This window comes from Bizionia sediminis (assembly GCF_042684585.1).
Lineage (GTDB): Bacteria > Bacteroidota > Bacteroidia > Flavobacteriales > Flavobacteriaceae > Algorimicrobium > Algorimicrobium sediminis.
Genome location: NZ_JBHULS010000002.1, coordinates 613,653 through 627,942 on the forward strand (window position 1 = coordinate 613,653; position 14,290 = coordinate 627,942).

Below are 14,290 nucleotides of genomic sequence, written 5' to 3' on the forward strand. Positions count from 1 at the left end.
TTTTCTTTTTCTTTTTTTTGCTTTTACGAAGATACGGACATTATGTATTTTTTGGGCGTTGTGCCATACTTCTTTTTAAAGGCTGCTATAAAGTGGCTGGACGTGCTGTAACCGACCTTTAGGCCAACTTCATTTACGTTGTTTTCGCCCGACTCTAGAAGTTTTCGGGCTACTTCCATTTTGTAATCGAATAAGAAGCTAAATACCGAATCGCCGTAAATTTCTTTAAAGCCTTCTTTTAATTTTTTTAAACTTAACTGGATTTCGTCTGCCAGTTCTTGCAAAGAAGGCGGTTCCGCCATGCGTGCAATAATAATGTCTTTGGCTTTTTTAATTTTTAAAACGTTGGTCTCGTCTGCCAAAAAGGGGCACTGCTCTATGTTGGCATCTTCACTACGGTTAAAGTACAAACTTAAAAGTTCGTAGGCTTTGGCTTTAAAATAAAGGTTTTTTAAAGAGCCGTTTAAGTTGTAATTTATAAGCTGGTTTAACACAATGGCCATGGATGGCGTTATAACACTGTCTTTATAATATTTTTTGTCTTTATTATCACCGCTTAAAAAAGTTATGTAATTGGCTTCTTGCGAAAACAGGCTGTGAAATTTTTGAATAGAAAATACCAACGATACCAACCACGATTTTGGTTGCACCTTCATATGAATGGGCAAATCGCGCTGCGGATTGTAAAGCAGTAAGGCAGTTTCTTCTTTAATATTCAAAACATAGCTTCCGTTATTAAACATAAACATGCTAGAACCCTTCAAGCAAAAGTGAAACTGTATAAACTTGCTATCAATGTCGCGCTGAACAATGTCTATGCCATTACTATCGTTTTGATGCGTTAAAATTATAAAACCGTCTGCAACCTTTGTTTCGTTAAAAGTTCTTTGAGCGACATTTTTTAAGTGGTCCGTCATGGCTATATTTTTGTTTTTATTTAGAATCATTCTAAACTAACGCCTTGAAAGTCGTTGCTATGACTGCAAAAATATGACATTTATCATATTATTTTTAAAATAAACGTTAAAAAACGCTAAACGATACTATTAGTTCTTTGAGCGTTACTTTTTATGAGATTCCCAATCTATTTTTGTTAGGAATTTTGAAAACGACTATGACGCAGTATCACATTTCTAAAGGAACACATTTTTACGCAATTGGAATAAGCTACAAAAAAGCGGATGCAGAAATCCGTGGGCATTATAGTTTAGACGATGCTGGTAAGCAAGCAATTTTAGAGCAAGCCAAAGCCGAAGGTATAGAAAGTTTAATTGTTACCTCTACATGTAACCGAACAGAGTTATATGGTTTTGCAGCTAGTCCGGACGATTTAGTTACCTTGCTTTGCGAAAATACCAAGGGCACCATTGAAGAGTTTCAAAGCGTAGCATACATATACAAAAACCACGATGCCATTGCGCACATGTTTCGTGTAGGATCTGGATTAGATAGCCAGATTTTAGGCGATTTTGAAATTATAGGGCAATTAAAAAACGCTACCAACGCTTCTAAAGGTTATGGTTTAGTAAATGCTTTTTTAGAACGGCTTATAAATTCCGTTATTCAAGCAAGTAAACGCATTAAAACAGAAACTAAAATTTCTTCGGGTGCTACTTCGGTTTCATTTGCTTCGGTACAATACATTTTAAATGAAGTAGCAAATGTAGCTTCCAAAAATATTTTATTATTTGGTACTGGAAAAATTGGTAGAAATACCTGCGAGAATTTAGTAAAACATTCCAAGAACTCCCATATTACGCTTATAAATAGAACTAAAGACAAAGCCGAAAAAATAGCCGGTAAGTTTAATTTAGTTGTTAAAGATTACGCCAACCTACAAGAGGAAATTAGTCGTACAGATGTATTAATTGTTGCCACAGGCGCGCAATTACCTACCGTTGATAAAGATATTATTCAGAACACCAAACCGTTGTTGATTCTGGATTTGTCCATACCTAAAAACGTAAATGAAAATGTTACGCAATTACCAAACGTGTCGTTGGTGCATATGGATCAGTTAGCCAAAATAACCGATGTTACTATTGAAAACAGACGTTTGGATATTCCGCTTGCAGAAGCCATAATAGAAGAGGTAAAAGCCGAGTTTAACGAGTGGTTAGAAACCCGAAAGTTTGCTCCTACCATAAAAGCTTTAAAATTAAAATTAACCGATTTAAAAAACGCCGAATTAGATACACAGCGTAAAAAAATTGCCGATTTTAATGAAACACAAGCCGAACTGATTAGTAATAATATTATTCAAAAAATTACCAATCATTTTGCACATCATTTAAAAGATGATGCCATGACTACCAATGAAAGCCTAGAACTTATAAAAAAGGTTTTTCAACTAGAAGAAACGCCATCTCATGTCTAAAATTATACGCATTGGCACACGCGATAGTGAATTAGCACTATGGCAGGCCAAAACCGTCCAAAGCCAACTAGAAGCTCTTGGGCATAACACTGTAATCGTGCCTGTAAAATCTACAGGCGATTTAGTTTTAAATAAACCCATTTACGAATTAGGAATAACAGGAGTTTTTACAAAAACACTGGATATTGCTATGCTAAACGAAGAAATTGATATAGCTGTACACTCGTTTAAAGATGTACCTACACTTCTTCCAAAAGGCATTGTACAAGTGGCGGTTATAAAACGTGGCAATGTAAAAGATACCTTGGTATTTAAAAATAACGAAGAGTTTTTATCGCAAAAACATGCCGTGGTAGCCACCGGAAGTTTGCGCCGTAGGGCACAATGGCTAAATCGCTACCCGTCACACGAAGTAGCAGATATAAGAGGTAATGTAAATTTACGACTTCAAAAATTAGCCGATAATGCCGACTGGAATGCTGCTATTTTTGCGGCCGCAGGATTGGGGCGTATTAATAAACGACCTGAAAACGCCATAAATCTAGATTGGATGATTCCAGCACCCGCACAAGGTGCAATAATGGTTACCGCTTTGGAATCCGATAAAGATATTCAAGCTATTTGTGCCGAAATAAACCATGAAGAAACCGAAATTTGTACCCGTATTGAACGTAAATTTTTAAATTTATTAGAAGGGGGCTGTTCGGCGCCAATTGGGGCTTTAGCTTTTATTAAAGATGAAGAAATACATTTTACTGGTGTTTTATTAAGTCCAGATGGCCAGAAAAAAATAGAGGTGACCCGAAAAGAAAAACTTGGCGAACACCACAATTTAGCCAAATTTTGTGCAGACTATGTTATAGAGCGTGGTGGTAAACGCTTAATGGACAGCATTAAAAAGTCCAACCAGAAAATTAATATTTTTTCCACAAAACGCCTCACAGAGGACCAACGTTTACTTTTTCATAACGATGTTGTAGCCGATAGCACAGATTTTGTAAAAATTAGCTCCAACAGAATTCACCCAAGTATTCTTAAGCAGCCCATTGAAAATGTTATCATTACAAGTAAAAACGGGGTGGAGGCTTTAACAACTAACTTCGATCCAGCGGCTTTACAATTTAAAAACATTTATTGTGTTGGTTTGCGCACCAAACGCCTTATAGAAAGACGTATTGGGCCAGTAAAATTTGCCGCTCATAACGCGGCAACTCTTGCCAAGCATATGGTGGAGTTTATGGAAGGAACAGAGGTAACCTATTTTTGTAGTAACCTACATTTGGATACACTACCAACCGTTTTGGGTAAAAATAACATAACGGTGCACGAGGTGGAGGCTTACCAAACTAAATATGCAGGTAAAACTATTGCAGACTCTGTAGAAGGGGTTATGTTTTTTAGTCCTTCAACTGTGGAGAGTTACATTCAAAAAAATAAGCCTAAAGGGGTAGCGTTCTGTATAGGAACTACCACGGCAAACGAGGCAAAAAAATACTTTAAAGATGTGCGCACAGCCAAAATACCAACAGTGGAAAGTGTGGTAGAATTGGTAAACGCATATTATGTATAATTATAAACCTAATAAAATAGTTTCCTTTCGCACACAGGAAAAAGTAAGCATATGAGTATTAAAAACGATTTATTTTTAAGAGCATTAAAGGGCGAAACCGTAGATCGCCCGCCAGTTTGGATGATGCGTCAGGCAGGACGGTATTTGCCAGAATTTATGGAAATCAAAGCTAAATACGATTTCTTTACGCGGTGCCAAACACCCGAATTAGCTAGCGAAATTACCGTACAACCTATTCGTCGCTATGGTATGGACGCCGCTATTTTATTTAGCGATATACTGGTTATTCCGCAAGCCATGAATATAGAAGTGCAAATGAAACCTAATTTTGGACCATATTTGCCAAACCCTATTCGTACGCAAAAGGATGTGGATAATGTTATTGTTCCAGATGTAACCGTGGCATTGGATTATGTATACCAAGCTATAAAAGCAACCAAGGAAAAGTTAAACAACGAAGTACCTCTTATTGGTTTTGCCGGTTCCCCATGGACCATTTTATGCTATTGCGTACAAGGGCAAGGCAGTAAAAACTTTGATAAAGCCAAAGAATTTTGCTTTACAAATCCTGTGGCAGCTCACCAAATGTTGCAAAAAATTACCGATACCACCATTGCATACTTAAAAGAAAAAGTAAAAGCAGGCGTCAATGCTGTACAGGTTTTCGATTCGTGGGGCGGCATGTTATCTCCGGTAGATTATCAAGAATTTTCTTGGCAGTACATCCAGCAAATTATAGATGCGCTTAAAAACGAAACGCCTGTAATTGCTTTCGGAAAAGGATGTTGGTTTGCCTTAGGCGAGATGGCTAAATCTGGCGCTTCAGCACTGGGTGTAGACTGGACCTGTTCGCCAAAAAACGCACGTTATTTAACGGGTGGGAATATTACCCTACAAGGAAATTTTGATCCAACCCGCTTGTTTTCGCCACCAGCAGAAATTAAGAAAATGGTGCATCAAATGATAAACGACTTCGGAAAAGACAAATATATTGTAAACCTTGGTCATGGTATTTTACCAAACATTCCTTTGGATCATGCCAAAGCGTTTATCGATGCTGTAAAAGAGTACCGCGCTTAAACCACTCTATGAAATTACAAACGGAATCCTTTTCATTGGAAGTTTTACAACCGCAAGATGCCCCAAGTTTGTCGCGGTTAATGATTTCCAATGGAAAGCGATTTCAAGAAATTTTACCCGATACCCTTGCGGAAAATCTTTCTGAAGCGCACTCCAAAACGTTTATTCAAAAAAAAAATACCTTGCGCAAATTGGGCTTGGAATTTACCTTTGCTATTAAGGACATCGATACCGGTCATGTAGCAGGTCTAATTCTGATAAAAAATATAAATTATCAAACCAAACAAGCAGAAATTGCCTATTGTTTGGGCCAGAAGTTTTCGGGAAAGGGCTGGATGACACGGAGTTTAAAAGCGATTAAAAATTATGCCTTTCAAAATCTTGGTTTGCAAATACTCCAATTAACTATACACAAATCAAATCGGTCTAGTATTAATATTGCCAAGAGCAACGGTTTTGTTTGGATGCAAACACTTACCAGCGAATACGAAACGCAATCGGCCGTTTTGGATATGGAACTTTATCAATTACACTATGAAAGATAAATTTTTTCAATACATACACGATTTACAAGATACCATTACGGCTAAACTAGAGGCTGTAGACGGCAAAGCGACATTTAAAGAAGATATTTGGAAACGGCCAGAAGGTGGTGGTGGCCGCACTCGGGTTATTCAAAATGGGGCTGTTTTTGAAAAAGGCGGTGTAAACATTTCTGGAGTTCATGGAAAACTACCTGAAAGCATGCAAGCCTATTTTGGAGTAAAGGATGCCGATTTTTTCGCTTGTGGATTAAGTCTTGTTATTCATCCAAAAAACCCTATGGTGCCAACAGTGCACGCTAATTGGCGTTATTTTGAAATGTATAATAGTCAAGGCGAAATTGTAGACCAATGGTTTGGCGGTGGTCAAGATTTAACACCTTATTACTTGTTCGAGGAGGACGGTAGGCATTTTCATAGCATTTGTAAAGCGGTTTGCGATAAGCATCATCCAGATTTTTATAAAACCTACAAGCAAAAATGCGACGAATATTTCTGGAACACACACCGAAATGAAGCGCGCGGTTTAGGCGGCTTGTTTTTCGACTATTGCAAAGCTACCAATACTATGACTATGGAAAACTGGTATAATTTTGTAACTGAAGTAGGTACTAGTTTTTTAGAAGCGTATGTGCCAATTGTTGAAAAACGTAAAAATTTGCCCTATACAGACGCCCAACGTAATTGGCAGGAAATACGCCGAGGCCGTTATGTTGAATTTAATTTGGTACACGACAAAGGCACCCTTTTTGGTTTAAAAACAAATGGGCGTATAGAGAGTATTTTAATGAGTTTGCCGCCACATGTACAGTGGGTTTATGATCATCATCCGGAACCTGGTAGCGCTGAAGAAAAACTAATTAAAGTATTACAAAATCCTATAAACTGGGTGTAATATGACGTGTTATTGCGGTTCCAGTAAAAGCTATAAAGCTTGTTGCCAAGTATATCATTTAAATGGCGGAAAAACGGAAACAGCCCAACAGCTTATGCGTTCCCGATACAGTGCTTTTGTGTTAGCCAATGGCAATTATTTAATGCAAACACACCATGTGTCCACGCGGCCAACATCAGAAAAAAAAGCCATTGTAGCCTGGGCAAAGTCTGTGAAGTGGCTAAAATTGGAAATTTTAAATACCACAGACGGTTTAAAAACAGATGCCCATGGTTCGGTAACTTTTAATGCTTATTTTTATGAAAAAGGCGCCGTGGAGGTTATTCATGAAAAATCAGCTTTTATAAAAGAAAATAACACTTGGTATTACCTGGGGTATGCCAAAAACTAATAACATTATGTATCCATTAAAAAGAAACAGACGTTTACGTGCTAATACTGCCATTCGTGGTTTGGTTAGAGAAACAATATTAACGCCAACCGATTTTCTAGTACCACTTTTTGTAGTGGAGGGTAAAGGCGTAAAAGAGGAAATTGCCTCCATGCCTAACTATTTTCGTTACAGTTTAGACTTGCTAGAGCGCGAGGTAAAGGAATTGTGGCAAATGGGCTTACAATCGGTTTTACTATTTGTAAAAGTACCCGACAATTTAAAGGATAATAAAGGAACCGAAGCCATAAACCCTAACGGCCTAATGCAACGCGCTATTAAAACAGTAAAAAATGCCTGCCCAGATATGTTGGTTATGACGGATGTGGCTATGGATCCTTATTCGTCCTACGGACATGATGGGGTGGTGCAAGATGGTGTTATTTTAAACGACGAAACGGTATCTATTTTAACCGAAATGAGTCTTACCCATGCCGAAGCTGGTGCTAATTTTGTAGCACCTAGCGATATGATGGATGGCCGTATATTAAGCATACGTGAAGCCTTTGAAGATAATGGCTTTTACAACACAGGTATTATGAGTTATTCGGCAAAATATGCTTCTGCTTTTTATGGGCCATTTCGCGATGCTTTGGATTCTGCACCCGTAAATATGGTAAATGTTCCTAAAGACAAGCAAAGCTACCAAATGGATCCTGCTAACCGTTTTGAAGCCATTCGGGAAACAGAAATGGATATTGATGAAGGTGCCGATATTGTTATGGTTAAACCAGGTTTATGCTACCTAGATATTGTTAGGGAAATTAAAAACACCGTAGATGTGCCTGTTGCTGTGTACCAGGTTTCTGGCGAATATGCCATGCTAAAGGCAGCAGCCGAAAAAGGGTGGCTAAATCACGATGCTGTTATGATGGAACAACTTATGGCTATAAAACGAGCTGGAGCAGATGTTATAGCTAGTTACTTTGCTAAAGATGCCGTTAAACTTTTAAAATAATAGGTGTCTTTCAGGTACAAAAAAACGCTTGTAATGGGCGTTTTTTTTCAATTAGCAGCCATTTTTATGGCGCTCATGGGTATTGGCAATTATGAAAACAGCAACGCTTTTCTGTTTGGTAATAACGCGCTAATTTCCTTTTGATTTTGTAAATTAGCCTTAACTAAAAAACACGTTAATGAGTACACTCCTTCTTTGGGCAACCCTTTCTATTTTCTTCTCCTTTTTATGCTCCATTTTGGAGGCGGTTTTGTTGAGTGTTACTTCTACCTTTATAAGTATAAAAAAACAAGAAGGTAAAGCTTATGCCACCCAGCTGGAAGACCTAAAAAAGGATGTAGATCAGCCTTTAATTGCCATTTTAACGCTAAATACGATAGCCCACACCTTGGGTGCCATGATGGTGGGGATTGAAGCTGAAAAGTTGCCATTTAAAATTGAGGTTTTTGGCATCAATACGGTAGGTATCGTATCGGCCGTTATGACCTTGTTAATTTTAATTGTTTCCGAGATTATTCCAAAAACCATTGGCGCATCGTACTGGAAGGCTTTGGCGCCCTTTACGGCTACGGCTTTAAATATGCTTATATTTCCATTAAAATATACAGGTGTTTTGTGGCTATTACGTTTAACCACAAAATTAATTGGCGGTAGTACACATGGTAGCGTTTTAAGTCGGGAAGATTTTCATGCTATGACGGATTTAGCAGAAGAGGAAGGCGTGTTTCAAGAATCGGAAAGTAAGGTTATTAGGAATATGCTAACCTTTAAAGAGGTTTTAGCAAAAGATGTCATGACACCCCGCACAGTCATGTCTATTGAAGATGAGGACCAAACCGTGGAAGCCTTTTTTAGAAAAAATGCAAACACCAAATTTTCACGAATTCCCGTTTACACTAAACATAATGACAACATTACAGGGCTGGTGCTAAAAGATGAGGTTTTTAAAGAAATGGCCTTCGGAAATGGCAATAAGCGCTTATCGGAAATTAAGCGAAATATTATTATTATAAACCGAAGCATGCCTATTCCACGTTTATTTGAACAGTTAGTGGAAAGTAAAAATCACATGGCTTTAGTGGTAGATGAATACGGTTCTGTTAGTGGTTTAGTAACCATGGAGGACGTAATTGAAACCTTATTAGGTATGGAAATTATGGACGAAAGTGACGATGTACCAGATTTGCAATTGCTAGCAAGACGCAGTTGGGAAGCGCGCGCTAAACGTTTGGGTTTAATTCAAGATGAAGAAGACGAATCGGCTAGCAACTAATGCTTGTAAATAGCTGTATAATACCCAGTCCGCTTGGACCGCTTAAAATAGAAGGTAGTGCCGCTGGTTTAACGGCTATTACTATTCTTCATGCAGAAGCTACCAGCCTTGCAAATCAAAAAAAACTTACAGCAACAGTGCCGGAATCTTTACAGACTTGCGTGTGGCAACTGCAAGAATATTTTGAAGGCAACCGAAAACAATTCAACTTACTCCTAAATCCTTTGGGCACACCATTTCAAAAAATGGTATGGCAGGCAGTGGCTAGCATCCCATTTGGAAAAACAGTATCCTACAGTTTCCTTTCCGGGCAACTTGGTAATGTCCGGGCCGTGCGGGCTGTAGCGAATGCTATTGGGAAAAATCCATTACTAATTGTGGTGCCCTGCCACCGCGTTATTGGCGCCAATGGTAGTTTAACAGGTTATGCTGGTGGTTTGCTTCATAAAAAATGGTTGCTAAACCACGAAAGTGCTTATAAACAACAATACTTGTTTAAGCCTCAATAAATTTTTCTATATTTATTTTTCTAAATTATACTACATGAAATTTTTAAAGTCCTTGTTAAAATGGGTTGTTGTTATGTTTGCAATCCTAATTGCCGTTTTGTACATCACGGATACCGATTATTTGTTAAAAGCTGTGCGAACCATTTATTTTAAAGGTTACACCACAGCCTATTTGGAAGATTATAAAGAATTCGACAACCAGGTTGTTCAGAATGCAGAAGCACAACCGTGGCCAAACCACAAGGATTATAATACGGTAACAGAAACCGAAGCCTTACAAAAAATTAATACCGAAAATGGTACTATAGCCTACGTAATTATTAAAAATGACAGTATTTGGTTTGAAAATTACTACGATGGCTTTGATGCCAATTCCAAAACCAATTCGTTTTCTATGGCTAAAAGTTACGTATCGGCATTATTAGGAAAAGCACTCATGGAGGGGCACATAAAAAGTTTAGATCAACCTGTTGGCGATTTCCTTCCAGAATTTAAGGACGGTTTGGCTGCCAAATTAACAATAGGCGATTTGTCATCTATGGCATCTGGAACCAATTGGGATGAAGCGTATTATTCGCCGCTATCCATTACTACCCGCGCCTATTTTGATGACGATTTGGACAAGGTAATAAACGGTTTAAAGGTGGTTGAAGAGCCGGGCCAAGCTTACACCTATTCCAGTGGCGATACACAAATGTTGGCTATGGTTTTAGAACGTGCTACCGGGAAAAAACTATACAATTACCTATCAGAAGCTTTATGGAAACCTTTAGGGTCGGAAAATGAAACCCTTTGGCAGGTAGATAGCGAAGCACACGATATGGTAAAAGCTTATTGCTGTATAGCCAGCAACGCCAAGGATTTTGCCCGTTTAGGAAAATTATATAAAGATTATGGAAAATGGCAAGGCAAACAACTGCTAGATTCGGCCTTTGTGGCTAAATCTATTAAACCACGTTTTCCTGAAAGTCCAGAGTATGGCTACGGCATGTGGTTAAAAAATATTGGTGAGAAAGCATTTTTTATGATGCGCGGTCACTTGGGTCAGTATGTTATTGTTGAGCCTAACGACAACGTTATTATTGTAAGACTAGGACACTCCAAAGGACCTGGAGACGCTATTGCAACCTTTACGCCAGATATTTTTTCGTATATTGATGAGGCTTATAAGATGCTAGAAAAAAACTAAACCATGATTTCGAAACTAAATCTTGAAAACATTTTGTTCTTGGATATTGAAACCGTTCCAGAAACCCAGTATTTTTCAGATTTAGATGCCACCAAACAAGCGCTTTGGGATGCCAAGTCTAAGTACCAGCGCAAAGACGATTTTACGGCCGAGGCGTTTTATGATCGTGCGGGAATTTGGGCCGAATTCGGAAAAATAATCTGTATTTCAGTTGGTTATTTTAAAATAGAAGACACAGGCAGAAATTTTAGAGTGACGTCTTTTTATGGCGATGAGGTTACTATTTTAAAAGACTTCAAAAACCTGTTAACAACCCATTTTAGTCAGAATAAACATTTACTTTGCGCGCATAATGGTAAGGAATTCGATTTTCCTTACATAGCCCGACGCATGATAATTCATAATATTGAATTGCCTTATAAACTTAATTTATTTGGTAAAAAACCTTGGGAAGTACCACATTTGGATACGCTAGAATTATGGAAATTTGGTGATTATAAAACCTACACGTCCTTAAAATTATTGACTAACGTGTTGGGGATTCCTTCGCCTAAAGATGATATAGACGGTAGCGAAGTTTACCGTGTTTTTTATGAGGAAAAAGACATAGATCGGATTATAGTTTACTGCGAAAAAGACACAATAGCCGTAGCTCAAATATTTTTGCGTTTACGAGGAGACGCGCTTCTTCATGATAACGAGATTATTCATATTTAGGACCGCAAAAAGGATGGAGCGCTTGTTTGAAATCCTTTTTTTAGCATTAAAAAAAGATTGAGTAGCGAGAGCCTGTTTTTTTTTGCTTCAAAAAAAATTTGCACAAACTCCAACAATAATAGTTTTCTAAAAATTACAATAAAAAAGTCCGGAGTATACACTCCGGACTTTAAAGAATTTAGGCTGTTGTAATTCCGTTTTATTGCTTAATAAACTTCCTAGTTTCGGTTGTATTATTAATTTTAAACTGAATTAAATACATACCCGGTTCAAGATGTTGTACTTGTACGCCATTGGCTGTTGTGCCTTTTGCAACTTGCTGACCTAGCATATTTACAATCGTAAATGGTAAGTTGGAAATGGTGGATTTTACGTTAAGCATGTTGCCTTTTACTGGGTTTGGGTATACATGTATGTTAACCCCTAAATGCGCTACAAAGGTTCGTGCTTCTTCTCTTGCCGATCCACAAGCTCCTAAATTAGTCCAGCCAGATGCTACTCTTTCGTACAAGAAACCTTGGTAGGTTACTTGCTGTCCAATACTATAGGTTTGGCCACTTACGTAAGGTAAAATTCCAGTGCACTTATCTGTACTTCCATTGGTGATTGTTATGGCATCTATAGCCATATCGCCTTGCCATGTGGTTCCTGTTGTACCATCAAACCGCAATTGAACAGAACTTCCAGCGTAAGCAGATAAATTAATGTTAGCTTCTTGCCATGCGTTACCTTGGTTTCCAGATTGTGTCCATAGAGTGGTCCAGGTAGCGCCATTATTTGTGCTAATAGCCACTTGCAAGTTGCCCATACTCGAGGCACCATACATGTGATATTTAAAATTAAGCGCTGCGTCATTTTGATTGGTTAAATTGAAGCAAGGTGATAGCAAAATGGCGCGCTTTGTGGCGTAATTTGGTGCAGATGATTCCATATAAACATACTGCGATCCTTGGCTCGCGCTGGATGGTCCTGTGTTGCTTGAAGGCGTTGTGCCAGAACGTCTGGTCCAGTTAAAATCGTCTTGCGTGCTTTGTGTCCAATTACCAAAACCTGATTCGAATCCTTCGTTATATGGAAAGGTTGAAATAGCCCCTGAACATCCAGATGGAGCAGGACTTACTACAATACTTCTGGATACTTGGTCTGCTGTATTTCCTGCAGCATCGCTTACATTGTAATTTCTTGTATAGGTTCCTGCTATGTTGGTGTTTACAGTTCCAGATATAACGATGTTAGAACTAATATTCCCGTCTATATTATCTGTGGCTGTAGCACCTAATTCGGTATATGTAGCCCCTACAGTTAAGTTTATAGTTGGGCTGCCTATTAGGGTTATTACAGGTTTTGTGGTGTCGGCTACGCTGCCCAAACAAAAGTTTGTAATGCTGGAGCTACCAAACGAACCTCCTGAAGCTAATGTAGAGGTACCATTAGTTACAGCAAATGATCCATTGCCATAGGAACAGCAAATGCCATCGCCATATACATCGGTTATTTCAAAGTCGTAGCAGCCGTTAGGTAAGCAATAAATCTCGTTAATTGTAGATCCGTCTGCATTTGCAGATGAGTAGCTGCCAGATGCAACTATTGTGCCGTTGGCATTTTTAAGGGTCCATGCTGTTTCTTCTGGGTAATTATCAAAAGTAATAATAACGTTTACCTGATTATCTGTACAGGCTGTTTCGCAGGGTGCGCACGAGCCACCACAGTCTACACCAGTTTCGGCACCATTTTGAACACCGTCGTTACAAGTTGGCGTTGTTGTGCTGCTACCGCACTTATTTGATAAGGCTAAAGAGCGTCTTACCCCTCCAGTTTCCAAAACCGCTCGCATTCTATTTTTTTGTCCTGTTGTAAATAAGTTCATACAAGCATCGTTGGTATAATCCATGTAATTTTGCACCATGTCGGCAGAGCCGCAGGAAACGCGTCCAGTCGGACATCCGGCGTTAGAGGTTTGGTGAGTTGGAGTATCGCTAACAAAATCATTGCCACAATTGGCGTCTCCCCAAATATGGCGTAAGTTTAAAAAGTGACCTACTTCGTGTGTGGTGGTTCGGCCTTCATCGAAGGGTGCCGATAAGTAAAAACCAGAACCTTCATTTTTACTTCCAAAATAGTTTGGCCCCATTACAACACCATCTGTAGCGGCGCTACCACCTGGAAATTGGGCATAACCTAAAATACCACCGCCAATATTGCAAACCCACATATTTAGGTATTGGGAGGTATCCCAAGGATTTACGCCGCCTTGCGAGGCTTTTTTCATATCATCGTTTGTACCCCAAGAGGTTCGGGAAGAGGCTTTTCTTGTAATTCCGTTTGTGGCATTTCCATTGGGGTCTATGGTAGCTAGGCAAAACTGAATTTCGGTATCGGCAGCCTGGGACCAAACATTATCGGCATCGGTGTTTAGGCGTCTAAAATCGTCATTTAAAACTTTTATTTGCGAGAGAATTTGAGCATCGCTAATGTTTTCGTTAGCATTGCTATATATAACATGTACTACTACGGGAATGGTTATAATATTCCCGTCTACACGGTTGTTTTGCATGTTTTGGATCTTGTTTTGGGTAAAAACTTCAATATCTTGCATGCGTTGTGCTAAACCAGGATCTTTTTGCATTCTAAATGCTAGGTTTTCCATGGTTGAACAGTTTCGCTCTTGTGCGAAACCTAGGGTAATGGTTAAAAAACACATCATGGTTAAAATCAGGTACTGTTTCATGTAATTGGTTTTTGGTTTTTAT

The 14,290-nt window shown here is 38.7% G+C and carries 13 protein-coding genes; 11 read left to right on the forward strand and 2 right to left on the reverse strand.

The genetic code is table 11. The annotated features are described in order from the left end of the window. Positions 1-23: 23 nt before the first annotated feature. Complete coding sequence (locus ACFSQP_RS07120; RefSeq protein WP_376892830.1) at positions 24-917, reverse strand: helix-turn-helix transcriptional regulator; 894 nt, start codon at positions 915-917, stop codon at positions 24-26. 197 nt (positions 918-1,114) lie between these two features. Here ACFSQP_RS07120 and hemA point away from each other — a divergent pair, with 197 nt between their 5' ends. The 11 genes from hemA (at position 1,115) to ACFSQP_RS07175 (ending at position 11,540) form a co-directional block, all read left to right on the forward strand. Continuing rightward, complete coding sequence (hemA, locus tag ACFSQP_RS07125) at positions 1,115-2,377, forward strand: glutamyl-tRNA reductase (RefSeq protein WP_376892832.1); 1,263 nt, start codon at positions 1,115-1,117, stop codon at positions 2,375-2,377. Then, positions 2,370-3,947 (forward strand): hydroxymethylbilane synthase, encoded by a 1,578-nt coding sequence (gene hemC / locus ACFSQP_RS07130; RefSeq protein ID WP_376892835.1) that lies wholly within the window; start codon positions 2,370-2,372, stop codon positions 3,945-3,947. Before hemA ends, hemC begins: the two co-directional genes overlap by 8 nt. Before the next feature lie 51 nt (positions 3,948-3,998). Then, positions 3,999-5,027 (forward strand): uroporphyrinogen decarboxylase, encoded by a 1,029-nt coding sequence (gene hemE, locus ACFSQP_RS07135; RefSeq protein ID WP_376892837.1) that lies wholly within the window; start codon positions 3,999-4,001, stop codon positions 5,025-5,027. Between the two features lie 8 nt (positions 5,028-5,035). Then, on the forward strand, positions 5,036-5,572 hold the full coding sequence (locus ACFSQP_RS07140) for a GNAT family N-acetyltransferase (protein ID WP_376892840.1): 537 nt from the start codon (positions 5,036-5,038) through the stop codon (positions 5,570-5,572). Next, positions 5,562-6,464: an oxygen-dependent coproporphyrinogen oxidase gene (hemF, locus tag ACFSQP_RS07145; protein ID WP_376892843.1), complete on the forward strand. Its 903-nt coding sequence runs from the start codon at positions 5,562-5,564 to the stop codon at positions 6,462-6,464. Before ACFSQP_RS07140 ends, hemF begins: the two co-directional genes overlap by 11 nt. Position 6,465: 1 nt before the next feature. Further along, positions 6,466-6,855 carry a YchJ family protein gene (locus ACFSQP_RS07150; RefSeq protein WP_376892845.1) on the forward strand — a complete coding sequence of 130 codons (390 nt, stop codon included), beginning with the start codon at positions 6,466-6,468 and terminating at the stop codon, positions 6,853-6,855. A 7-nt stretch (positions 6,856-6,862) separates the two neighbouring features. Beyond that, entirely contained in the window at positions 6,863-7,852 is a 990-nt protein-coding gene (gene hemB / locus ACFSQP_RS07155) for a porphobilinogen synthase (RefSeq protein WP_376892847.1), read from the forward strand. Positions 7,853-8,030: 178 nt separating this feature from the next. After that, positions 8,031-9,125 carry a CNNM domain-containing protein gene (locus ACFSQP_RS07160; RefSeq protein WP_376892849.1) on the forward strand — a complete coding sequence of 365 codons (1,095 nt, stop codon included), beginning with the start codon at positions 8,031-8,033 and terminating at the stop codon, positions 9,123-9,125. After that, a complete protein-coding gene (locus ACFSQP_RS07165; RefSeq protein ID WP_376892851.1) occupies positions 9,125-9,634 on the forward strand; it encodes a methylated-DNA--[protein]-cysteine S-methyltransferase in 510 nt (169 codons plus the stop codon). Before ACFSQP_RS07160 ends, ACFSQP_RS07165 begins: the two co-directional genes overlap by 1 nt. A 34-nt stretch (positions 9,635-9,668) precedes the next feature. After that, on the forward strand, positions 9,669-10,823 hold the full coding sequence (locus tag ACFSQP_RS07170) for a serine hydrolase domain-containing protein (protein ID WP_376892854.1): 1,155 nt from the start codon (positions 9,669-9,671) through the stop codon (positions 10,821-10,823). 3 nt (positions 10,824-10,826) lie between these two features. Further along, positions 10,827-11,540 carry a 3'-5' exonuclease gene (locus tag ACFSQP_RS07175; RefSeq protein ID WP_376892856.1) on the forward strand — a complete coding sequence of 238 codons (714 nt, stop codon included), beginning with the start codon at positions 10,827-10,829 and terminating at the stop codon, positions 11,538-11,540. A gap of 199 nt (positions 11,541-11,739) precedes the next feature. Here the strand turns inward: ACFSQP_RS07175 and ACFSQP_RS07180 are convergent, their stop codons facing one another. Continuing rightward, positions 11,740-14,268, reverse strand: a complete 2,529-nt coding sequence (locus ACFSQP_RS07180) for an immunoglobulin-like domain-containing protein (RefSeq protein WP_376892858.1) — start codon at positions 14,266-14,268, stop codon at positions 11,740-11,742. Positions 14,269-14,290 lie beyond the last annotated feature (22 nt).

Bases quoted from the DNA above. Each gene is read 5' to 3' on its own strand.
- ACFSQP_RS07120 (WP_376892830.1), bottom strand. From the start codon at position 917: ATGACGGACCACTTAAAAAATGTCGCTCAAAGAACTTTTAACGAAACA.
- hemA (WP_376892832.1), top strand. From the start codon at position 1,115: ATGACGCAGTATCACATTTCTAAAGGAACACATTTTTACGCAATTGGA.
- hemC (WP_376892835.1), top strand. From the start codon at position 2,370: ATGTCTAAAATTATACGCATTGGCACACGCGATAGTGAATTAGCACTA.
- hemE (WP_376892837.1), top strand. From the start codon at position 3,999: ATGAGTATTAAAAACGATTTATTTTTAAGAGCATTAAAGGGCGAAACC.
- ACFSQP_RS07140 (WP_376892840.1), top strand. From the start codon at position 5,036: ATGAAATTACAAACGGAATCCTTTTCATTGGAAGTTTTACAACCGCAA.
- hemF (WP_376892843.1), top strand. From the start codon at position 5,562: ATGAAAGATAAATTTTTTCAATACATACACGATTTACAAGATACCATT.
- ACFSQP_RS07150 (WP_376892845.1), top strand. From the start codon at position 6,466: ATGACGTGTTATTGCGGTTCCAGTAAAAGCTATAAAGCTTGTTGCCAA.
- hemB (WP_376892847.1), top strand. From the start codon at position 6,863: ATGTATCCATTAAAAAGAAACAGACGTTTACGTGCTAATACTGCCATT.
- ACFSQP_RS07160 (WP_376892849.1), top strand. From the start codon at position 8,031: ATGAGTACACTCCTTCTTTGGGCAACCCTTTCTATTTTCTTCTCCTTT.
- ACFSQP_RS07165 (WP_376892851.1), top strand. From the start codon at position 9,125: ATGCTTGTAAATAGCTGTATAATACCCAGTCCGCTTGGACCGCTTAAA.
- ACFSQP_RS07170 (WP_376892854.1), top strand. From the start codon at position 9,669: ATGAAATTTTTAAAGTCCTTGTTAAAATGGGTTGTTGTTATGTTTGCA.
- ACFSQP_RS07175 (WP_376892856.1), top strand. From the start codon at position 10,827: ATGATTTCGAAACTAAATCTTGAAAACATTTTGTTCTTGGATATTGAA.
- ACFSQP_RS07180 (WP_376892858.1), bottom strand. From the start codon at position 14,268: ATGAAACAGTACCTGATTTTAACCATGATGTGTTTTTTAACCATTACC.